This is a genomic window from Blastomonas sp. CCH9-A1 (assembly GCF_001557175.1).
Taxonomy (GTDB): domain Bacteria; phylum Pseudomonadota; class Alphaproteobacteria; order Sphingomonadales; family Sphingomonadaceae; genus Blastomonas; species Blastomonas delafieldii_A.
The window spans coordinates 1-20918 of the sequence record NZ_LSHM01000016.1 but is presented as its reverse complement, the minus strand read 5'-3'; the positions used below and the strand labels follow the sequence as shown (position 1 = coordinate 20918).

25 protein-coding genes and 1 tRNA gene are annotated in these 20918 nt (G+C 64.5%); 12 read left to right on the top strand and 14 right to left on the bottom strand.

The features are described 5' to 3' along the window. Positions 1 to 239: 239 nt before the first annotated feature. Positions 240 to 674 (top strand): hypothetical protein, encoded by a 435-nt coding sequence (locus AX725_RS05840; protein ID WP_067511911.1) that lies wholly within the window; start codon positions 240 to 242, stop codon positions 672 to 674. 13 nt (positions 675 to 687) lie between these two features. Here the strand turns inward: AX725_RS05840 and AX725_RS05835 are convergent, their stop codons facing one another. The 5 genes from AX725_RS05835 to AX725_RS05815 form a co-directional block, all read right to left on the bottom strand. Beyond that, positions 688 to 1053: a hypothetical protein gene (locus AX725_RS05835; protein ID WP_060978589.1), complete on the bottom strand. Its 366-nt coding sequence runs from the start codon at positions 1051 to 1053 to the stop codon at positions 688 to 690. Between the two features lies 1 nt (position 1054). Next, entirely contained in the window at positions 1055 to 1777 is a 723-nt protein-coding gene (locus AX725_RS05830) for a hypothetical protein (RefSeq protein WP_066044300.1), read from the bottom strand. A 413-nt stretch (positions 1778 to 2190) separates the two neighbouring features. Next, complete coding sequence (locus AX725_RS05825) at positions 2191 to 3459, bottom strand: glycosyltransferase family 87 protein (RefSeq protein WP_060978000.1); 1269 nt, start codon at positions 3457 to 3459, stop codon at positions 2191 to 2193. Between the two features lie 187 nt (positions 3460 to 3646). Next, positions 3647 to 4084: a DUF2141 domain-containing protein gene (locus AX725_RS05820; protein WP_060977999.1), complete on the bottom strand. Its 438-nt coding sequence runs from the start codon at positions 4082 to 4084 to the stop codon at positions 3647 to 3649. Positions 4085 to 4097: 13 nt separating this feature from the next. Beyond that, positions 4098 to 4877 carry a sterol desaturase family protein gene (locus AX725_RS05815; RefSeq protein ID WP_060977998.1) on the bottom strand — a complete coding sequence of 260 codons (780 nt, stop codon included), beginning with the start codon at positions 4875 to 4877 and terminating at the stop codon, positions 4098 to 4100. A gap of 88 nt (positions 4878 to 4965) precedes the next feature. Between AX725_RS05815 and crtY the strand changes: the two genes are divergently transcribed. Together crtY and AX725_RS05805 are read left to right on the top strand one after the other, a co-directional pair. Further along, a complete protein-coding gene (crtY, locus tag AX725_RS05810; protein WP_060977997.1) occupies positions 4966 to 6141 on the top strand; it encodes a lycopene beta-cyclase CrtY in 1176 nt (391 codons plus the stop codon). A gap of 422 nt (positions 6142 to 6563) precedes the next feature. Beyond that, positions 6564 to 7427 (top strand): sterol desaturase family protein, encoded by an 864-nt coding sequence (locus tag AX725_RS05805; RefSeq protein WP_060977996.1) that lies wholly within the window; start codon positions 6564 to 6566, stop codon positions 7425 to 7427. Here AX725_RS05805 and AX725_RS05800 read toward each other — a convergent pair whose 3' ends face one another. Genes AX725_RS05800 through AX725_RS05780 form a run of 5 tightly spaced genes read right to left on the bottom strand, consistent with a single transcriptional unit; the run spans position 7428 to position 11086 of the window. After that, positions 7428 to 7658, bottom strand: a complete 231-nt coding sequence (locus tag AX725_RS05800) for a biotin/lipoyl-containing protein (RefSeq protein WP_060977995.1) — start codon at positions 7656 to 7658, stop codon at positions 7428 to 7430. It abuts the gene before it with no gap. Further along, entirely contained in the window at positions 7658 to 8695 is a 1038-nt protein-coding gene (locus AX725_RS05795) for an alpha-ketoacid dehydrogenase subunit beta (protein ID WP_060977994.1), read from the bottom strand. The genes AX725_RS05800 and AX725_RS05795 overlap by 1 nt, the downstream gene beginning before the upstream one ends. Further along, the gene (locus AX725_RS05790) at positions 8692 to 9663 is read right to left on the bottom strand and encodes a thiamine pyrophosphate-dependent dehydrogenase E1 component subunit alpha (RefSeq protein ID WP_060977993.1); all 972 of its coding nucleotides are present in this window, start codon (positions 9661 to 9663) and stop codon (positions 8692 to 8694) included. Before AX725_RS05790 ends, AX725_RS05795 begins: the two co-directional genes overlap by 4 nt. Then, positions 9660 to 10301, bottom strand: a complete 642-nt coding sequence (locus tag AX725_RS05785) for a glutathione S-transferase family protein (RefSeq protein WP_066115005.1) — start codon at positions 10299 to 10301, stop codon at positions 9660 to 9662. The genes AX725_RS05790 and AX725_RS05785 overlap by 4 nt, the downstream gene beginning before the upstream one ends. Before the next feature lie 20 nt (positions 10302 to 10321). Further along, entirely contained in the window at positions 10322 to 11086 is a 765-nt protein-coding gene (locus tag AX725_RS05780; protein ID WP_060977991.1) for an SDR family NAD(P)-dependent oxidoreductase, read from the bottom strand. A 226-nt stretch (positions 11087 to 11312) separates the two neighbouring features. Here AX725_RS05780 and AX725_RS05775 point away from each other — a divergent pair, with 226 nt between their 5' ends. The 6 genes from AX725_RS05775 to AX725_RS05750 all read left to right on the top strand — a co-directional run bounded on the left by AX725_RS05775 (position 11313) and on the right by AX725_RS05750 (position 16325). Beyond that, the gene (locus AX725_RS05775) at positions 11313 to 11789 is read left to right on the top strand and encodes a DUF4345 family protein (RefSeq protein ID WP_060977990.1); all 477 of its coding nucleotides are present in this window, start codon (positions 11313 to 11315) and stop codon (positions 11787 to 11789) included. A 90-nt stretch (positions 11790 to 11879) separates the two neighbouring features. Continuing rightward, positions 11880 to 12998 carry a type II secretion system protein GspL gene (gene gspL / locus AX725_RS05770; protein WP_060977989.1) on the top strand — a complete coding sequence of 373 codons (1119 nt, stop codon included), beginning with the start codon at positions 11880 to 11882 and terminating at the stop codon, positions 12996 to 12998. Continuing rightward, on the top strand, positions 12995 to 13474 hold the full coding sequence (locus AX725_RS05765) for a type II secretion system protein M (RefSeq protein ID WP_060977988.1): 480 nt from the start codon (positions 12995 to 12997) through the stop codon (positions 13472 to 13474). The genes gspL and AX725_RS05765 overlap by 4 nt, the downstream gene beginning before the upstream one ends. Beyond that, the gene (gene gspN, locus AX725_RS05760) at positions 13471 to 14190 is read left to right on the top strand and encodes a type II secretion system protein N (RefSeq protein WP_066115008.1); all 720 of its coding nucleotides are present in this window, start codon (positions 13471 to 13473) and stop codon (positions 14188 to 14190) included. The genes AX725_RS05765 and gspN overlap by 4 nt, the downstream gene beginning before the upstream one ends. A 159-nt stretch (positions 14191 to 14349) precedes the next feature. Further along, on the top strand, positions 14350 to 15894 hold the full coding sequence (locus tag AX725_RS05755) for a TLP1 C-terminal extension domain-containing protein (protein ID WP_060977986.1): 1545 nt from the start codon (positions 14350 to 14352) through the stop codon (positions 15892 to 15894). Then, the gene (locus AX725_RS05750; protein WP_060977985.1) at positions 15891 to 16325 is read left to right on the top strand and encodes an acyl-CoA thioesterase; all 435 of its coding nucleotides are present in this window, start codon (positions 15891 to 15893) and stop codon (positions 16323 to 16325) included. The genes AX725_RS05755 and AX725_RS05750 overlap by 4 nt, the downstream gene beginning before the upstream one ends. A gap of 3 nt (positions 16326 to 16328) precedes the next feature. Here AX725_RS05750 and AX725_RS05745 read toward each other — a convergent pair whose 3' ends face one another. Continuing rightward, on the bottom strand, positions 16329 to 17081 hold the full coding sequence (locus tag AX725_RS05745) for a ferredoxin--NADP reductase (protein ID WP_060977984.1): 753 nt from the start codon (positions 17079 to 17081) through the stop codon (positions 16329 to 16331). A gap of 607 nt (positions 17082 to 17688) precedes the next feature. Between AX725_RS05745 and AX725_RS05740 the strand changes: the two genes are divergently transcribed. Beyond that, on the top strand, positions 17689 to 19086 hold the full coding sequence (locus AX725_RS05740) for a methyl-accepting chemotaxis protein (RefSeq protein ID WP_060977983.1): 1398 nt from the start codon (positions 17689 to 17691) through the stop codon (positions 19084 to 19086). A gap of 47 nt (positions 19087 to 19133) precedes the next feature. Here the strand turns inward: AX725_RS05740 and AX725_RS05735 are convergent. After that, a tRNA-Arg gene (locus tag AX725_RS05735) sits at positions 19134 to 19210 on the bottom strand. A gap of 66 nt (positions 19211 to 19276) precedes the next feature. Between AX725_RS05735 and AX725_RS05730 the strand changes: the two genes are divergently transcribed. Next, positions 19277 to 20035: a queuosine precursor transporter gene (locus AX725_RS05730; RefSeq protein ID WP_208597894.1), complete on the top strand. Its 759-nt coding sequence runs from the start codon at positions 19277 to 19279 to the stop codon at positions 20033 to 20035. A 22-nt stretch (positions 20036 to 20057) separates the two neighbouring features. Here AX725_RS05730 and AX725_RS05725 read toward each other — a convergent pair whose 3' ends face one another. Both AX725_RS05725 and AX725_RS21620 read right to left on the bottom strand, forming a co-directional pair. Further along, positions 20058 to 20246, bottom strand: a complete 189-nt coding sequence (locus AX725_RS05725; protein ID WP_060977982.1) for a PspC domain-containing protein — start codon at positions 20244 to 20246, stop codon at positions 20058 to 20060. Between the two features lie 46 nt (positions 20247 to 20292). Beyond that, positions 20293 to 20421, bottom strand: coding sequence for a hypothetical protein (locus AX725_RS21620; RefSeq protein WP_269454088.1), 129 nt, complete (start codon positions 20419 to 20421; stop codon positions 20293 to 20295). 258 nt (positions 20422 to 20679) lie between these two features. On the opposite strand from AX725_RS21620, the gene AX725_RS05715 reads away from it, so the two are divergent. Further along, positions 20680 to 20918: AAA family ATPase (locus AX725_RS05715; protein ID WP_156458490.1), on the top strand; the 239-nt coding region annotated here is incomplete at its 3' end.

Here is a 20918-nt window from a genome sequence, read left to right as displayed (position 1 = left end):
TCCCCCCGGGGTGATCTTCTTCTGCACAGATCGATGAGTGCGCTGATCGGGCTGATGGCGCTCGCCTTTGCCCATTACCGGCGCAAGGGCAGTCGAGCAGGCGATGCGCCCGCGGGACTGGCAGCCGGCCGAGAGCTAAATGATCCGTTCCGGATGCATTTTACCTTGTCTGGCTCCCCGCCACTCGCTGCGCGCGCTATGCTATCCGACGCACAAGCTGCACCTGGCGGGGATTTGCCATGGCGGACTCGAAGTCATTGCTGCTATCGATCGCATTGGCATCCGCCATGCTCGCCCCGGAGACGGCATCGGGCCTGGTCGCCGACGCAGCGCCCAAGGCAGAGGCAAGGCCGATGGACTTTTCGCACGTCACAAGCCGCGCCCAGGCCGATGCACTGGTCGAGCGCGGCGAGCTGGTGAAGATCTGGCTCTATCCCAAAAGGTTCGGGGGGCCGAATGACAAGTACAATATCGGCTATGTCCCCGCGGGCACCGAAGTCGCGCTCGATTTCGCGCATGACCGGATCAGCGGGCTGATCGATCTGAAAGCGATCGATCGCATGACCGTGAAGCCGGAATATCGCGGGAAGAGCAAGGTGCTCACGGCGATCACCTATGTCTGCCACGGCGCGCCGGACAAGCCGCCGATCACGATCAGCATCGACATCTGGTGACGGTTTCGCCCGATTACCCCGCGCTGCGTGGAGCCTTGCGGCGGCGGCTGGCGCGGAGGATGTCTGTCATCTCGTCGATCAACTCGCGGCCCTTGATCCCATCCTCGGTCTTGTCGTCCGGGTCCGCCTCGAAATGCGCGCGCATCCTGTCCGACATCTCGACCAGCCGGGCATAGGTTTCCTCACCGAGCTGGCGGCGGATGACCTTCAGCCCCTCATTGAGCTGGTGGAAGTTCGTGTCGATATCCTCTTCAAAATCCCAAGGCAGTCTGGATTTGAACTTTGGCGCGGACAGCATCATCGAACCGAGTTGGTGCACGACATCGCCAACGCTCTGCGGGATGTAAAGCTTATCAAGTGGCAGAACTGGCCTGGACATGTCACTTCCCCGGTTTCTTTATGACGTAGCTGCTTCCTGATCCGAGCCGAGTGGGGCGCAAAATCACGACAGCATCCGGCTGAAAGTCAGAGCGAAAAAACCCGCGAATTTGTGGGGTAGAGGGCAGCTTTCTCGCAATCGTGGAGTCATACGCAATCTTTCCCACACGTAAATCCGGAATGCGGTAAGTTCTGTCCGTTCCCGATGTATCATATTCGCGCCCAACAACCCGGACCTGCTTCCCTGCTCCCTGTTCAATCCCGTGCTGGGCAAACAACTGCTTCATATCCTTCCTGACGGTACGGTCGATGTAATTGCCGAGCGGTTCATTTGGCGAAAGCCGTGTTGTGAGACGGCGAGCAGCGAGGAGCTCAAGCCCCTCTGCATAGGCCCGATCGACGCTCGCTTGCATGCGCTGAGCTACCTCCACCTGCAGCGGCCCCATATCCCCCAGCTTGGTGTAGCGCGCCGCCGCCCGATGCATCCTGAGGTTCCGGATCTCGTTGATCTGCCCCTCCAACGTGGTCGCAGGGCCAAGGCTCTGGTAGCGGAAATCGGGATCCACCTGCCTGATCTGCGCGATCAGCTTCTTAACCTCGGCATCCGCCAGCTCGGTCGTCAGGCGGCGCGAGGGGCCGGTAATGTCGAGCGCATTGTCGGCAAGCGCGATGATCGCTCCGCCCGGAGCGTTGCTCAGACCCGGAAAGGTCTGCTCCAGCGTCATCGGGTCGTAGCTGGGCCGGCGCTGGTTGCCACCGATTCGGGCTCGCGGATTGGGCTTGTAATTGGCGAGCGTCAGCTGCGGCTGCGCCGCCGGTGCACTGGAGTTTGGAGCGGCACGTCCGCGCAGCGAGCGACGCGCAGTACCCGATCGCTTGCCGCCCGGAGCGAAGGTGAACTACCCGTTGTCGGGATCGTGATACGGGTTGAACTTGCGCTCCAGGCGATGCCGCGTCGCGGCGATATCGGGGCCTCTGCCCGTCCTCAGATAAAGTTCAAAAGCGCGCCGATAGCTGTAGGCCCGAGCATCGAGTGGGGGACAGGCGTTCATGAATTGCTCCCTTTCACCAAGGGAACAATTCATGAACAAATCCTACACTTCAACCCAGTTTACCGATTTGGTTATTTCTCTGAGCATTATCTAACCAGAGGCTGCGATCGCTTGCCGATTGACGGTGCTCGAATGTCCGCATCGGCAACGCTGCGTCGCATCGCCACCACGACCCAGGCGATCAGGGTCACCACCAGCGGCGCCATCAGCGAGAGCGTCTGTCCGTTCCTGGCAGGCGCAAGCCCATCGGGCAGATAGGATGCGACAAAGCCGTAACCTGTCGCGACCCAGCATAGCAGCAGCAGCACGGCCTGCTCCCATAAGCGGGTGCGAGCCAGCAGATCGGGCAGGATGAAGGCCAGCGCCACGCCCAGCAGGCACAGATCGTAATCATAGGCATAGGGGCTGACGAACACGGTTGCCGCGCAGGCTGAGGCGGCGAGCCAGCGCGGGGGCAGCGCGCGATACCAGCCGATCAGCAGTAACCCCAGGGCGATCACGGCCCCCGCACCCTGGATCGCAAAGGCGAGCCCCGGTTCCGCGCCAAAGCGGAAGGCCGACGCATAGGGCGAAATCATGCGGTACATCGGATAGCGCCCCTCTGACAGGAACACGCCGGATTCGCGCACGCCGTCGATGAACGCGATCCAGATCGAGGGGCCAAAGGCGATGGTCGCGGCGAGAAGCGCGGCAGCGACCGTGACGGCCGCGATCGCTACCGTCTGCCAGCGGCGATGCGCCAATGCGAGCAGCGCCAGCCCTGCGGCGAGATGCGGCTTGATCACCATCAGCCCGAGCGGCAGGCCCGCACCCGGCCTTTGCGCCAGCAGCGCGAGCAGGAACCACCCGGTCAGGGCGCCGGTCAGGAACCCGTTCTGGCCGGTCATCACCGTCAGCACGATGATCGGGGTCATGGCGAGGATGACGCCGGGGAGGAAAGGCCCCGCGATCCGGCGGAGCACCGTGACGTAGAGCGCCAGGGTGAGCCCCGTGAACAGGCCATAGGCCAGGCCGAGCGGCAAGGCCGCCAATCCGGTCACGAACAGGGTGAAGGGCGGCGGATAGGTCCAGGGCATGAACACCTTGACCCCTGTAGCGTCCTTCTGCGCGCGGGCCATCTTGCGGGCGTCATAGCCATCCGCCGCGCGGCCCTGCAGGCCCAGCGTGCCCGCCACGTGAAAGGCGTGAAAATCGACCACAGCGGGGCTGCCGCCTTCGGCGACCGGGCGCTGATAGGATATCGCGGCGAAGACGAGCAGCATCGCGATCAGCGTCAGCACCCCCTTGAGCAACCATGGGCGCGTGGCGAGGCCGCGCGGGGGAACATGCGTCGGGGTCAGATCGGGCACGGGCATCGGCGTGTGCCTCATCCAGGCAGCCGAACGGCCCGCCGGGCGGGCGGCAGCTCTTGAGCCGGTTCAGTCTGGCGCATTGATCGGTCCCCGCTGGCTTGCGCGCGCCAGCATGCAGGGGACGGGGCTTCAATTTGGTTAACGCGCTGTCACCATTTCGGACAGGACGGTGGCCGCCCCGAGGTCTGGCTCACAGATAATATTTGATCTTCACCCGCTGGCTGGTGCCGCTGCCTTGTGCGACGAACACGACCTGCGAAAAGCGCGGCGGGCCAAAGCTGAAGCTGGGGTTGCGCGAAAAGCCGATGCCTTCCTTGGGAATGCCGGCAAAGGTATCGAGCTTGTTGTTGCCATTCTCGTCATGGACGATCGCCAGCGCATATTGCCCCGCGGGCAGGTTCTCGAACCGCGCCATGCCGTCCTTGGCCCGCGCTGTCAGGCGGTGGGCGTTCCTGTCCTTCTCGCAATCGGGAAAGCTCTTCTCGTTCGCGGTCAGGCACAGCTGCAGCAGCCCCTTGGCCGAGCGCAGGTTCTCGACCGAAATCTCGACCGTGCTCAGCGGCGCGGCGCCCGGCAACGTGGCGAGCGCGATGAAACCGATTGCGCACGTAGGAAGCAGCTTACCCATGTCTTTCTCCGGATCAGGCCGAACGGGTGGCATCGCTGAGCGATGCGTCCTCGCGCGGTCGCGACTTTCTGTCCTGAAAGGCCCCCAGCCCTTTGTCGGTCCCGCATAGCCTGTCCCAGAAGCGGAAATAAAGTCCATAATTGCAAGTATAGCGGGCGTGGTGCAGTTGATGATGGCTCGCGGTTATCAGCCCCTTGCCTAACCGCCCCTGAACCAGCCAGCGCGGAAACAGCTCCCAGCCCATATGGTTGGTCACCCCCATCAGCGTCATGATGAACAGGACGAGGCCCAGCATCGCGGCATGAATGGGGATGAGGAACACCAGCGCCGGGATGACGACTGCCCCGGTCAGCGCCTCTATGGGGTGGAAGCTCATCGCCGCCCAGGCGGTCGGCGGGCGGCTGTCGTGATGCACCGCATGCGCGATGCGGAACCATTTCGGCACGTGCATCCAGCGGTGCGTCCAGTAGAACCAGGTATCGTGCGCGAACAGATAGAGCAGCACCGACAGCGGGAGATACCAGAGCGGCCAGGCGTTCCAGTCGGTATAGATCTCGGTCCACCCCCGGTTCTGCCAGCCCCAGGCAACGATGCCCGTGGGGATGCCATAGATCGCCGCGCTGTAGAGCGACCAGCGGATTTCCCGGCCGATCTGCGGCTTCAATCCCTGGTACAGCCCCGGACGCACCTTGTCGGTCAGCCAGGCGAACAGCCCGCTGGTGATCAGATAGCGCACCCCGACGATCAGCGTCATCGCGATGGCGGACAGCACGATATGCGAGGAACCCAGCATCCGCCTGCTGTAGCGTGCTTCGCCTGCGCTGCAAAGCGGCCCTTCCGCCCTTCCATCGCAGTGTCGCCTGCGCTAGGGCGGAACGAACATGAAATCCCCGCGCAATATTTCCAGCAAGACGCTCAAATGCGATGTCGCGATTCTCGGCGGAGGTCTTGCCGGCGGGCTGATTGCGCTCGCGCTGCGCCGCAAGCGGCCCGAGCTCGAGGTGCTGCTGATCGAGGAAAGCGCTTCGCTGGGCGGCAACCATATCTGGTCGTTCTTCGGCCCCGATGTCGCAGGCGAGCACCGCTGGCTGGTCGCACCGCTCGTCTGCCATGGCTGGCGGGGCTATGACGTGAAATTTCCCGGGCACGAACGCGCGCTCGAAGAAAGCTATTATTCGATCCTCTCCGACCGGTTCGATGCCTATCTGCGCGAGGCGATCCCGGCTCACAACATCGTCACCGGGGTGCGCGCGCTCGCGGCGAGCCAGACCAATGTCGTGCTGGAAAACGGCGCGCGGATCGAGGCGGGCGGGGTCATCGATGCGCGTGGCGGGGGCAATGTGCGCCACCTGCGCTGCGGCTGGCAGAAGTTCATGGGGCAGATGCTGCACCTGTCCGAACCGCACGGCCTGACCCGCCCGATCGTGATGGACGCAACAGTCGAGCAGATCGACGGCTACCGTTTCGTCTATTGCCTGCCGGTGAGCCCGATGGAGATTTTCGTCGAGGACACCTATTACAGCGACACCTCGGACCTAGACACCCAGGCGCTGTCCGCGCGGATCAGTGCCTATGCGGACTCCAAGGGCTGGCAGGTCGAGCGCGTCAGCCGCACCGAAACCGGCGCGCTGCCGGTGGTCTATGGCGGCGATTTCGGCGGATACTGGCAGTCGACCGGCGGCGATGTCGCCAAGGCGGGCACGCGCGCGGCGCTGTTCCACGGCCTTACCGGCTATTCGCTGCCCGATGCGGTGCGCCTCGCCGCGCATATCGCCGAGATGCCCGACCTGTCGGGCGCCGCGCTTGCCGAGATGAGCCGCAAGACCAGCCTCGACCATTGGCAGGCAGATGGCTTCTACCGCATGCTCACCAAGATGCTGTTCAAGGCCGCCGGACCTGATGAACGCTACCGCGTGCTCGAACGCTTCTACACCCTGCCCGACGGCCTGATCGCGCGCTTCTATGCGGGCAAATCCACGCTGCTCGACAAGATGCGCGTGCTGGCCGGCCGCCCGCCCATGCCGATCTGGCGGGCGATCCGGGGGTTGTTCAGTTGAGGTAAGCGCGAGCCGGGCACCAAGCGCGGCCTACCCAACCCCGCTCAGGCTGAGCCCGTCGAAGCCCCCGAGCCAACGGTGACCCCAAAATGCAACCCCAACCCGCTTGCCTGCGACGGCAGGCATCCATCTCCTGCGCTTGCACCCGGCATTGAGGCCGGGAGATGGGCCCCTGCCTGCGCAGGGGACCGATTGGCAGCAAGAACAGTGTTGCTGACCGCGTTTCGGAATGCCTTGAGCCCCGCCACCCGAACCTGCCTGCGCCGCTTTCACCCTCCCACCCCTCGACGCACCGCCGCGAATCGCATATTCTGTGTGCCTGGAATGCCGCCAAGAGCATGGAAAAGAACGGGTCAGTCACGATCAACGAGGGTGGGAACGCGGCGTCTCGCGACAGCGTCCACCGCTTGGGGAGGGATCCGGTGAAACAGTCGCTCGTCAACCTGCTGCCGCCCATCACGCTGGCTGCGATCCTTGCCTTCTGGGGCCTTGCACCCGCCGCATGGGTAGAAGCGCCATGGTCGCTGCCTGCCGTCGGTGTGGGTACGGTCGTGCTGGTGCAATGCCTCGAATTCGTCTTCGAGCGGCATGCGGGCTGGCGGATGAACTGGCGGGAGTTCGGCACCGATCTGTTCTATTTCGGCTTCTTCTTCTTCGTGATCGGCTGGCTTTCGGACACGCTGATCAACTCGCCGCTGCGTGAGCTCAAGGAGGCATGGGGCATCGGCACGCCCTGGCTGGCCGAGCTGCCCTTTCTGGTGCAGGCGATGATCGCGCTGTTCGTGTTCGAGCTGGGCCAGTACTGGATGCACCGAGCAATGCACAACTGGACGCCCTTGTGGCTGACCCATGCGCCGCATCATCACCTGACGCAGCTCAATGCGATGAAAGGCTATATCGGCAACCCGATCGAACTGTTCCTGATCAGCATCGGGGTGATCGCGCTGCTCGATATCGACCTCAACGCATTGTTCGCCAGCATCACCGTGGGCGGTGCCATAGCGATCTATGCACATGCCAATGTCCGCGCCGACCCGCCGATCTGGTACGGGTTCTTCTTTACCACCATCCGCAACCATTCGCTGCACCACACCGCGACGAGCTATGAGGACACGCGCTGCAACTATGGCAATTCGGTGATTTTCTGGGACCGGCTGTTCGGCACCTACAAGGAAGGCGAGAGCGCGATCGTCGGGCAGGATGACCGCCAGCGCCTTTCCATTCGCGAGCAGTGGCTCTTCCCGCTGCGCCCGTGGCTCGAACGGGGAAAGCCCGCGAGGGACTAGCTAACCGATCGTCCCGATCACATCGCCGATCCTGTAGCTTTCGCCCTCCTCGCCGGTGACGCGCAGCACGCCCGAGTCCTGCGCCTCGATCTCGGTGGTGCTCTTGTCGGTCTCGACGGTGTAGAGTACGTCGCCTTTCTCTACCGTCTCGCCATCGCCGAACATCCATTCGACCAGGGTGACCTCGGTGACGCTCATGCCCAGCTTGGGGATGCGGATTTCGGATGCCATCAGCGCTTCCAGTCCATCGTCGTGCGGATTGCGGCGGCAATCTCTTCCTTCTTGGGGATCCAGGCCTGTTCGAGCACGCTCGCCATCGGCACGGCGGAGAAGGCGCCGCCGATGCGCTGGACAGGGGCTTTCAGCTCGTTGAACAGCGATTCGTGCAGGCGCGAGGCGATTTCCGCGCCGGTGCCATAGGCGCGCACTGCCTCGTGCAGCACGACGGCGCGGCCGGTCTTGCGCACCGATGCGGTGACGGTCGCCTCGTCATAGGGGGCGATGGTACGCAGGTCGATCACCTCGACCGACACGCCCTCGCCCGCCAGCGTCTCGGCCACCTCCAGCGCGTCGAGCACGGTGCGACCATAGGTGATGAGCGAGACGTCGCTGCCTTCGCGCGCCACCGCCGCCTTGCCCAGCGGCACACGGTAATCGGTGCCGGGGTCGTCGGACTTGAGGCCGTAGCACAGGATATTCTCGATGAAGATCACCGGGTCGTTGCATTCAATCGCGCTGCGCATCAGCCCCTTGGCATCGGCAGCGTTCGAAGGCGTGACGATCTTCAAGCCCGGCACATGCGCAAACCAGGCCTCCAGCATGTCCGAATGCTGGCCACCAAAGCCGACTCCGACGCCGGTGGTGGTGCGGATGACCATCGGCACGTTGGTCTGCCCGCCGGACATGAAGCGCAGCTTGGCGGCATGGTTGACGATCTGGTCCATCGCCACGGTGACGAAGTTCATCAGCATGATCTCGGCAATCGGCCGCATGCCGGTGAGCGCCGCGCCGACGCACGCGCCCATGATCGCTTGCTCCGAAATCGGCGTCGCGCGAATGCGATGCTCGCCATATTTTTCGGTCAGGCCCGACGAGACCTTGAACACGCCGCCGCCCTGCTTGGCACCGACATCCTCGCCGAGCAGGATCACGCCTTCGTCCGCCGCCATCGCCTCATCGATCGCAGCGTTCAAGGCCTGGACCATGGTGATCTGCTTGGGCTTTTTCGCCCTGGGCGCAGCGGCTTCGAGTGTTTCGGTGTCGCTCATGCAGCGATCTCCTCTTCGAACACGTCCTTGCGGATTTCGTCGGCATCGGGGAACGGGCTGGCAAAGGCGAACGCGACCGCCGCCTCGATCTCGGCCTCCAGTTTCGCGACGATCGCATCAAGCTCGGCTTGCGTGAACTGGTGTTCGAGCATCAGCGCGTGCAGCTTGGGCAGCGGGTCTTCCGCCTTCATTTCCTCGATATGGTCTGGCGGCATGTACGAGAAGTCCGCGCCGAAGAAATGGCCCATCATCCGGTAGCACATCGCCTCGATCAGCGTCGGCCCTTCGCCGGCGCGGGCGCGATCGACCGCCTCTTTGGCCGCTGTGTACATCGCCACCGCGTCATTGCCGTCGACCTTCACGCCCTTCATCCCATACGCCGCAGCGCGGGTGACAATCGAGTCCACCTTGGTATGGTCGGCAAAGGCGGTATGCTCGCCATAGCGGTTGTTCTGGCACAGGAAGATCACTGGCAGCCTGTAAAGCTGCGCCATGTTCATCGCCTCGTGGAACGCGCCGATATTGGTCGCGCCATCGCCGAAACAGGTGACGGTGACCTTGCCGTCCTTGCGGTTCTGGCTGGAAAGCGCGAGGCCGTTGGCGATCGGGAGCCCTGAGCCGACCACGCCGGTGGTCACCATAACGCCGGTCGCCGGATGGGTGATGTGCATCGACCCGCCCTTGCCCTTGCAGGTGCCGGTGGCGCGGCCTGCGATCTCGGCGATCAGCAGATCGAGCGGCACGCCCTTGGCGATCTGGTCGTGCTGACCGCGATAGGTGGTGACCAAATAGTCGTCCTGGTTCAGCGCCGCCATCATCGCCGAGGTGACCAGCTCCTGCCCGCGCATCGTGTAATAGATGGTGGCGAGCTTGCCGCTCATCAGCAGCGAGCGCATCTTCTCGTCGAACCGCGCGACCTTCATCGTGCGGGTGTAGATGTCGAGCAAAGTGTCGCGGTCGAGGCTCATTGCGCGATCCCCTTCTTGGCATCCATGCTGGCGGCGGCGCTGGGCCGCGCGGCGACGCGCTCGGACCAGGCGGCGAGGTTCGCAAGACCCTCGGGCAGCGGCTGGCCTACCATCTTGCCGAATTCGGTGAGGCAATAGAGCATGATATCGGCGAGCGTGAAGCGATCCCCGGCCAGCCAGGTCTTGCCCTCGAGCAGCGCATCGAACGCAGCAAGGCCATCGCGCGCGCAGGCTTTCAGGCCATCGGCGGCCTCGGGCAGGCAGCGGACGCGGTTCTGGAACATCGGCAGGCCTTCCGATCCGCGAAAGCCCATGGTCATCGGCGCAACCACATCATAATCGAGGCGGCGCACCAGCATGTTCGTCACCGCACGCTCCTCCGCCGTGCTGCCGATCAGCGCAGGCGTCGGGAATTTCTCCTCGATATAGGTGCAGATCGCGGTGCTCTCCGACAGGTACGTACCGTCGTCCATCTCGAGCAGCGGCACCTGGCCGAACGGGTTCTTGGCGACGAAATCGGGCGTGCGGTTCTCGCCCTTCATGATGTCGACAAAGGCGCGATCGATGACCGCGCCTTTCTCTTCGAGGAACATCAGCACGACGCGCGGATTGGGGCCGATCGATTGATAGAGCTTCATGGGGAGCCTTTCGCTGAAACTCAGAACTGGACGCGCTGGGTGAAGCCGCCATCGATGACGATGTTCGCGCCGGTCATGTACGGGCAAGCGGGGCTGGCGACGAAGACGATGGCTTTCGCGACCTCTTCGGGCTCGCCAAACCGGCCCATCGGCATCTTGGCCAGCGTTGCCTCGTACAGCGCCGGCACGGCGCTCTGGATCATCTCCCAATTGCCCCCGGGATAATAGATCGCGCCGGGGGAGATGCAGTTGACGCGGATGTTCTGCGCGGCGAGCGCCTGGCTGAGCTGCGAGCCATAGGTGATCAGCGCGGCCTTGAGCGCGTTGAACGCCTGGGGCGCAACGAAGGTCTCGAGCGCGGCGGTCGAGGACATGAACACGATCGATCCGCTGCCCGATTCTGTGAGCGCCGGGGTCAGCACCTCGACCCCGTGCACCGCGTTCAGGATGTCCATGTCGAGGCAGCGCTGCCAGTCGCCGGTCGCGCCCTGGCCCGAGGCACTGGCGGTGTGGACGAAGATGTCGCAGCCGCCCAGCGCTTCGAGACAGCCGTTCAGCCAGCCCTTGTAGCCTTCGGCATCGCCGGTGATGTCGATCGCGGTGCCGTGCACCTTGCCCGGGCCTGCGGCATCGATTTCCCTGACCGCAGCCTCCACCTTGGCCGGATCACGCGAGAGGAAGGCGACATCGGCACCCTCTGCGGCGAAATGGCGCAGCGAGGCCAGACCCAGGCCGTGCCCGCCGCCATTCATGATGACCTTCTTGCCGGTCAGCCCCAGATCCATCGCCGCTCTCCTCGCCGGTTTTGTTGCAGGCGGCAACGCTATCGGAAAGCCGTTGCGGCGATAACCAGCAAAAGTGACAGCTTGGCCATGCGCGTGCTGCTTGCACCAGTTTACATCGGCCTGCCGGATCGATTGCACTGCCCATCCGTTCATGGACCAAGCTGGACACGCCTGCCGCCTGTCCATAACAAGGCCGTGAAAGCCTCTGGGAAGGGATCGATAGCACATGGTCTGGGTCATTCGCCTGCTCGTCGCCGGATTTGCCGCGCTGTTCGTGCTTATCGGCGCGCGCGCGCTGCTCGATCCGCAGACGATCATCGCGCAGTTCGAGCTGGGCCAGCAGAACGCGACAGGCCTTTCCGCCATCCGCGCCGATATGGGCGCGTTCTTCATCGGCACCGGGCTTGCCGCATTGATCGGGCTGATGCCGGGCAAGCGCGAATGGCTGCTCGGCGCCGCGGCGATGGTGGCTTTGGCCTTTACCGGACGCGTTTTCGGGCTGATCAGTGATCCGCTCACGGCCAATATCGCGCAGTCGATGATCATCGAGGCGATTTCGGTGGTGCTGCTCGTCGCCTCGTTCGCGATCCTCAGCCCGCGCCGCCTGGCGCCTGCGCCGGTGACAGAGACCCGCGACGAAAATCTTGCTCCCGAGCCGTTCGAGCCGCAAACGACCGGTGACTCGGCCCGCCCGATTGGCTAACGGGAGGTCAGTTGATTCTGTCGCTGACCGGGGGTTTCGCGATCTTGCCTTGGACCTGCTCGCCCGACTCCCCATTGATGGCGCGCTATCATGGTTGATAGCGGCCTGATCGTCACCTGCCCGTCAGGCCCCGATGCCGCGCTGCACTGGTGGCGCGGGGAAGGTGGCCATATCGTGGCGCGGGGTCAGGATTTCACCCCGCCTTCCCAGGCTGCGCGCGATGGCGATGCGCCCGTCATGGCGCTCGTCCCTGCCGCCGATACGGTGATCCGCACGCTCGACATGGGCGACATGAGCGCACCCCAGGCCGAGGCTGCCGCACGCTATCGGGCAGCCGATCTCAGCATCGGCGGCGATGTCTTCGTCGCGGTGCGCGCGCTGGGCCGGGCCATGGACGATGGCGGGATGCGCGTGCTGTGCGCGACGATTGCGCGCGCGGCGCTGGCCGATCACCTCGCCGAACTGGCGCTGCGTGGGCTCGATCCGGATGTCATCCTGCCCGTTGGGCTGTTGCTGCCTGCGGCCGACCATCCGGTCAGCGCTACGTTCGGCGATCTCGGCGCGGACCGTTTCGGCGACCTCGTCCTGCCGCCCGACGAGGCGCTCGGCGCGTTGCTGCTCGGCGAAGCCGCGCCGGTGTCACTTGATAGCGATGCACGCGATGCCAGCATGATCGCCGCGCTGGCAGAGCCTCCGCTCAACCTGCGCCAGGGCGAGTTTGCGCGCTGCACGCCGCTGTTCGCGCTCGCGCCCGGCCAGGGGCGGACGCTCGCCTGGCTGTTCGGGGCGCTGCTGCTGGTCAGCCTCGCCATCCCCCTGCTCGAGATCGGCAAGAACTATCTCGGCGCCGATCTCGCCGAACGCCGCGCGCTCGCCAGCGCCGAGCGCCATGTTCCCGGCGCGATCGATGCGACCCAGGCCGAAGCGCAGCTCGACGCAAAGCTCGCCGCGCGCGGCACCGGCAACAGCGTGGTCAGCGTGCCGATGTCCGGGCTGCTCGCCGCGATGCAGCCAGTACCCGGGGTCGTCATCCGCCAGGCCGATTATCGCCCTGGCGGCATTGTCGGCGCGATGATCGCCGCCCCCCGCGTCGAGGACCTGAACGCGGTGCTCATCGCGCTGCAGAACAACGGCTACAAGGTGACCGCCGCCAATCGCAGCGATGCGACCGGCCAGGCGGTCGCCGATATCACGGTGTTGGCGCCATGACCGAAGCGGCCAAGAACTGGTTCATTACGCTCACGCGGCGCGAGCAGATCCTGGTCGGCATCGCCGCTTTGTTCGCCGCCGGCGTCATCGGCTTTTTCGGCATCTACACCCCGCTTTACGGCCTCGCGACCGATGCAAAGCGCAGCTTCTACGAGGCGACGATGCAGGCCGGGCGGATCGAGGCCAAGGCGCAGGCGCTTTCACTCCCCGCCGACAAGCGTCCTGCCGAAGCGATCGCCGCGCTGCATCTGCTGCTCGCCAGCGAGGCCGGCGAGCGCGGCTTCACGCTCGATGCCAACACGCCGCAGGGCAATGACCGCGCCGAAATCGCGATCGGTTCGGCGCGCTCGACCGCGTTCCTCGCCTGGCTCGCCGATCTCGAACGGCGCGGCGTGGTGCCCGAAACGCTGGTGATCCGGCGGATGGACAATGGCACCGTCTCGGTCTCGGCGCGGCTGGTGAAGATCGGCGCATGAGCCGCAGCACCAAGCGTGCGGTGATGATCGCGCTGGCATTGCTGCTCGCGCTCATCGTGCTGCTGCCGCTGCGCATCGTGTTCGATGCTGCGGGCCTGGGCGCGCGCGGAGTCAGCGCGCGCGCGGTCGAGGGCTCGATCTGGTCGGGCACGGTGCGCGATCTTCGCATCGGCAAGCTCAGCCTTGGCGATCTGGATGCCGGCCTCTCGCCTGCCGGGCTGCTCGGCGGCGAGCTTGTCCTCGCCATGACCCGCGCCCAGGATGCGCCGGGCCAGCCCCCGCTGGCCTTCAGGCTGGCCAAGAGCGGCGACAGCATCGCGATGCGCGAAGCGGTCGGCGAGATCGCGACCGCGGACCTGTTCGCGCCGCTGCCGCTGCGCTCCGTCAGCCTGGAAGGGGTGAATATCGGCTTTGACGGTCGCCGCTGCGCCATTGCCTCGGGCGCGGTGCGGGTGAATATCGAACAGAGCCTGTTCGGGCTGACGCTGCAACGCGGGCTCAGCGGCAATCTGCGTTGCGACGGCGCGGACCTGCTGGTGCCCTTGAAGGGCCAGTCGGGGCTCGAGCAGCTCGACATCCGCATCCGGGGCAATGGCCGCTACAGCGCCGATTTCCGCCTCGGCGGCTTCGCGGCAAGCGCCGGGCCCGCGCTGTCTGCATTGGGCTTCCGGCAGCAGGGCGATGCGATGGCGATCCGGATCGACGGCCGGTTCTGATGGGTGACGGATTGGGCTTCGACCATCCCTTCATCGTCACCCCCGCGCATGCGGGGGATCCCGCTTCCTCTCAGCCTCGGCGAACAAGCGGGATTCCCGCTTTCGCGGGAATGACGAACGCATAACAATGAAGCCAAAAACACGACAGGAGAGCCCTATATGACCCTTGACCCCAGCACCCCCGTCCTGATCGGTGTCGGCCAGGCGGTCGATCATTGGGACGGCAGCGATGCCGCCGCTGCACCCAGCCCGCAATCGCTGATGCAGCGCGCCGCCGAGGCAGTGCTCACCGATACCGGCGCTGTCGATGCGGTGCGCGCCGCGATCGATGTCGTCACCGTCGTGCGCCATTTCGCCGACAGCGCGCCCGGCATGGTGCCCGAGGGCTTTGGCGGTTGCGACAAGCCGCCGCTGGGACTGGCAAAGCGCCTCGGCGTGACGCCGGCGCGCGCGATCTATTCGATCGTCGGCGGCCAGAGCCCGCAATCTTTGGTCAACGAATTCGCCGCCGCGATCCATGCGGGTGAGGCGCGCTGCGTGCTGCTCTCGGGCTCCGAAGCGATCGCGGCCGCCAAGACCGCCGCGCGCAAGGGCGTGGCGCTCGACTGGAACGAGGCGATCGAAGGCGCAATGGAGGATCGCGGCCTTGGCCCCATGTTGCTCGACCGGCACGAGCTCAATAACGGCATCGGCGCGCCGATCCTCACCTATCCGCTCTTCGAGAATGCCCTGCGCGCGCGGCTCGGCCGGAGCAAGGCCGAGCATGTCGCCGAAATGTCCGAACTCTGGGCGGGGTTCAGCGCGGTCGCCGCCAAGAACCCCTATGCGCAGTTTCCGAAAGCGATGAGCGCCGACTATCTCGCGACGCCATCGGACTCCAACTATCCGGTCGCCGATCCCTATCTCAAATGGCATGTCGCGCAGGATGCGGTGAACCAGGGTGCAGCGGTGATTCTGACGAGCGTCGGACAAGCCGAAGCCATGGGCGTACCGCGCGCGCGGTGGGTGTTCCTGCACGGAAGCGGCGAGGCGATGGACAAGCCGGTCAGCCTGCGAACCGACCTGTCGCGCTCGCGCGCGATCGAGGTGTCGCTGAACGGGGCGCTCGCCAGCGCGGGAAAGACCACTGCCGATATCGCGCATTACGACATCTACAGTTGCTTCCCGGTCGCGGTGCTGCTCGCCGCCGAAGCGCTGGGCGTCGACTGGCGCAGCACGCCCCTGACGCTGACCGGCGGGCTGCCTTTCTCGGGCGGGGCGGGCAACAACTATTCGATGCACGCCATCGCCGCGATGGCCGAGACGCTGCGCGCCGACCCGGGCAGCTATGGCCTTGTCCTCGCCAATGGCGGTTTCCTCTCCAAGGAGGCGGTGGGCATCTACAGCACGGCCGCGCCCGAAACCTGGTCACCGGTCGATCACACCCCGATGCAGGCCGAGGTCGATGCGCAGCCGTCGCCCGAGCGGCTTGAGGAAGACGCGACCGGCACGATAGAGAGCTATACCATCGGCTATGCCAAGGGCGTGCCCGCGCGCGCGGTGGTGATCGCAAGAACCGACAAGGGCCGCATCGTCGCGCGTCCCGACGATGCCGACAAGGCGGGCCAGCTCGCCGCGCTGGCCGATCCGGCGCATGATCCGATCGGGCGCACCGTCAGCATCCGGCACGCGGACGGCGTCAACAGCTTCACGGTGGCGGCATGAGCCGCCCCGTCCGCCCGAACCGCGCCCAGTTCCGCCACTTCACGCAAATCAGCACGCGCTGGTCGGACAATGACATTTACGGCCATACCAACAATTCGGTCTATTATTTCTGGTTCGACACGGCGGTGAACGAATATCTGATCCGCGCGGGCGCGCTCGACATTCATGGTGGCAGCGTGATCGGCCTGGTGGTCGAAACCGGCTGCGCCTATTTCGCGCCCACCGCCTTTCCCGACCTGATCCATGCCGGGGTCCGCGTCGATCATATCGGCACCAGCTCGGTGCGCTATGCGGTGGGGCTGTTTGCGAATGATGACGATGCCGCCGCCGCAGCGGGGCATTTCACCCATGTCTATGTCGACCGCGAAACCCGGCGCCCGGTGCCCCTGCCCGATGCGCTGCGCACCGCGCTGGAGGCGATCCGGGCTTGAGGATTAGCCGACGAACGCGCGCTCGAGCACATAGGTGCCGGGCTTGGACTGGGCCCCTTCCTCGAACCCGAGCGATTCGAGCAGCGCGCCGGTTTCCTTGATCATCGCCATGCTGCCGCACAGCATGACGCGGTCGGTCGCCGGATCAAGCGGATAATCGCCCGCCTCGATGCGCGTGGTGATGCGACGGTTCTCGTCCACCCAGGTCGGGCATTTGGTGACCGAGCAATCATAGACCAGCTGCTTGGCGGCTTCCTCGGCGACCAGCGGATCGTCCTTGAGCTTGCTTTCGAGCAGGTCGCGATAGGCCAGGTCCTGGATCTGGCGCACGGTGTGCTGCACGGTAATCTGCTCGAACCGCTCATAGGCTTCCGGATCGCGGATGATCGACATCCAGGGCGCAAGCCCCGTGCCGGTGCCGATCAGGTGCAGCCGCTTGCCGGGCAGCAGCGCATCGAGCGTGAGCGTGCCGGTGGGCTTGCCGCCGAGCAGGATCTCGTCGCCGGGCTGGATCTTGTAGAGGCGGCTGGTCAGCGGGCCATCGGGCACGATGATGCTGAGGAACTCGAGCGATTCGTCCCACATCGGCGAGGCGACCGAATAGGCGCGCAGCAGCGGCTTGCCATCGACCATCAGCCCCAGCATCACGAACTGTCCGCTGACGAACCGGAACGAGCTGGGCCGCTCGACGGTGAAGGAGAAAAGCCCTTCGTTCCAATGATGCGTGGTCAAAACCTTGGCGGGGGTGAAAGCCATTATCCGTCCGATTAACTGATGTGAATGCGTGCCCTCTAGCAGCATGAATCGCAAAGTGTGAGGAAGGATTGTTATCCGCGGCAAAATTTTGGCTTGGCGGATTGGCGATTCGGCAAACCGGAACTGCGCTAGAGCGCTGATGCGACGATGACCCGCCCGGCATCCTGCAAATATCGAAAAAAAAATTTGGGCAATCGCTGCCCGGGCGAAGACGGGCCGTGGGGGAAGCGCAGTTGCGAAACCCGCAAAGATGTCAGTTTCGCAGGTGTCCAATTTTGTGGACAGTCGCCAGCGGTTAACATCGGTCACATCTAAAGCTGCAAGTCACTGCAGGTATATATATTTGAATCGCTACACGGATATCAGTGGAGCCCTGGCGGCAAGCACAGCATACCGGTCGGAATTTGCCGGTATTCTCGCCATTTAGGAACATGACCGCATGCGCCGATGCTCAAGTAATGGTGAAGTAATACGCAGTGGCGCCTCCCAATTCCGGCGTTCAATCGCCATCCGGGTGCCATGTCAACGGCCTCTTCGTTAACCAGTGCTTATCGATTGCAGTCGATGAACGGCATGCGACCTCATCCACGTTTCGCAGCACAGGTTCATGATGATCCACCAGTTCTACGCTCACATGCCGATCCGCAAGAAATTCGACTGGATCATAATCCTGGTGCTGGGATTGATGGCGATCCCGATCGCGGCCGGGTTGACGGGCGGGCTTGGCGCGGCTCCGGGTGCTGGCCAGACGGGCCTTTCGCTTGCCGCGATGGGTTGTATCGCGCTTCTCCTGCTCAAGGCCAAGCAGCTGATCTGTGACCCCTATGTCAGCACCGTTGTCCGCATGGAGGGGCTTGCTGCCGGGGATATCGAAAGTCCGCTCGCGTTTACCGAACACCAGGATTGCGTCGGCCGGATGAACCGTTCGATGCTGGTGTTCCGCGACAATGCCGCAGAACGCAACCGCGCGGAAATGAGCCTGAACACGGTCGTGTCCGAGATCACCACCGGGCTGGAGCAGATGAAGAGCGGCAATCTCGCGTATCGGATCGAGCGCGCCTTCGATGCCGACCATGACAGCCTGCGGACCAGCTTCAACGATACCACTTCGAGGCTCAGCGAGCTTCTGACGCAGACCGCGTCCGCCGCCTCGCACGTTCTGACCGGCGCCACCGAGATCCGCTCGGCCTCGGACGATCTTGCAAGCCGCACCGAGCAGCAGGCGGCCAGCCTGGAGGAAAGCGCGGCCGCCATGCGCGAGGTGACCACCATGGTGCAGCAGACCGCGCAGAATGCGGCAGAGGTCGGCAAGCAGGTCGGGGAGGCGCATGCCGCAGCCGACAATGGCGGTGCGGTTGTCCGCAGAGCCGTGCAGGCAATGGACGCGATCCAGAAATCGTCCGGCCAGATCACCAACATCATCGACGTGATCGACGGCATCGCCTTCCAGACCAATCTGCTTGCACTCAATGCCGGGGTCGAAGCCGCGCGTGCCGGGGACGCAGGCAAGGGCTTTGCCGTGGTTGCCAACGAGGTGCGCGCGCTCGCGCAGCGTTCCGCCGATGCCGCCAAGGACATCAAGGAACTCATCACCGCGTCGACCACCGGGGTGTCGGATGGGGTTGCCCTTGTCGATGAGACCGGTTCGGTCCTGCTGCAGATCAGCGACCGCGTCGCCGCGATCAACACGCGCATTTCGGAGATCTCCACCTCGGCCCAGGCGCAGGCCGCGCGCTTGCAGCAGGTCAACATTGCCGTCGGCGAGATGGACAAGATGACCCAGCAGAATGCCGCGATGGTCGAGGAAACCAACGCCGCGGCACGCAGCCTGGCAGGGGAGGCCACCAACCTGTCGCAGGTCGTCGATCAGTTCAATGCCGGCCAGAAATCCGGCGCACCCGCCATGTCCAGGCCGATGCCCCGCCCGGCACCTGCCGCCCGCGTGCCGATGGTGACCGGCAATCTGGCGCTCAAGGCGGATGCAGAGGACTGGTCGGAATTCTGAGGGCCCGCTGGGACTTATCGACCGGCGCAACGGGCCATCCAGGCGATTGGCGCGCCCTGCAGGAGTCGAACCTGCGGCCTCAAGATTAGAAGTCTCGTGCTCTATCCAGCTGAGCTAAGGGCGCGCGCCTTGGTGAGGGCGCAATAGCGGGCTTTGCAGGTGGGTGCAAACCGCGATATGGCTGCGCGCGATGCAAAGCCCCCCTGCCGAACCCGCCGCCATCAGCCACAGCCTCGAACCGGGCTTGGGCTTCGACCCCGCCACGCACCGCTTCCGCTATTATGATTTCGTGATGGCGGCGTTCGTCACGGTGCTGCTGCTGTCGAACGTGATCGGCGCGGCCAAGCCGACCTTCATCACCATCGCCGGACAGCAATGGGTCTATGGCGCGGGCATCCTGTTCTTCCCGCTGGGCTATGTCATCGGCGACGTTCTGACCGAAATCTATGGCTATGCCCGCGCGCGCCGCGTGATCTGGGCAGGCTTCGGCGCGCTGCTGTTCATGGCGTTCATGAGCTGGGTGGTGGTGAGCCTGCCACCGGCAGAGGGCTGGGACGGTCAGGCGGCCTATGAATCGGTTTTCGGCCAGGTCCCGCGGATCGTGCTCGCCTCGATCGTCGCCTTCTGGGCAGGCGAATTCGTCAACAGTTACGTGATGGCGCGGATGAAGATCTGGACGGCGGGCAAGCTGCTCTGGACCCGCACCATCGGCTCGACGGTGGTCGGCCAGGGCGTCGACAGCCTGATCTTTTATCCGCTGGCCTTTTACGGCGAATGGGAGACCGCCCAAGTCATCACCGTGATGATCACCAACTGGCTGCTCAAGGTGAGCTGGGAAGTGGTGCTGACGCCGGTGACCTATGCCGTGGTCGGCTGGCTGAAGCGGCGCGAAGGGGTGGAGGTGTTCGATACCGCCACCGATTTCACGCCGTTCAGCACCAAAGTCTGACCCGGCATCCTGCCCTCGCCGGTCAGCGGTCCGAGGCGATCAGGCCGATGACCAGATAGATCAGCACCGGCGCGCCGATGCCGAACAGCGCGGCGAGCACGAAGGCGATGCGGATCAGGTTCACATCCCAGTCGAAATAATTGGCTAGCCCTGAGCACACGCCCATCAGCTTGCCGTTCGACTTGTCGAGATGGAAAGAGCGGTTGTTCATGATGGTTCCCCTTTAAACCTTGAATGTGATGGCGGCGTGCCGGCGATCAGACGATCATCGCCGACATCGTACCAATTTCCGCCGGAACTACGCTCAGGCCGATGAAAAGTGCCGAGGTAGCGAAAGCGCAGATGGCAGCGACGAGGTTCGTGTTGAATTGCGAGAGCGAGAACATGATGCGGGTCCTTTCAGAGTGTCTGTGTGTCCCTCCGGGCTGTCCGTCGGGAGATGCCAGATACTCTGCACAGCGCGTGCCAAACTGAAAGATCATTGCTTCTCAACACGTTATACACGATGAAGCAATTCTTGCCCGCAGCTGAATGCGAAATCTTGGGAATATCCACGATGTTTTGGCGCGACGCCATTTGCTCGTTGCCGCGCCGCGCCGATTTTGCGCGCATGGGTCCGTCCAAGCCGCTATAGCGGGCCACAGATGGCGCTTTCTTCCCTCTCGCTGACCCAGTTTCGCAACCATGAGGCGACCCGGCTTCAGGCGGGGGCGCGGTTCAACGTGATCTGGGGCGATAATGGCGCGGGCAAGACCAATATCCTCGAGGCGATCTCGCTGCTCGCGCCCGGTCGGGGCATGCGCCGAGCGGCAATCGAGCAGATGGCGCGGCAGGGCGGGCCGGGCGCGAGCAGCGAGATCGCCTCGAGGATATTGGTCTTGCC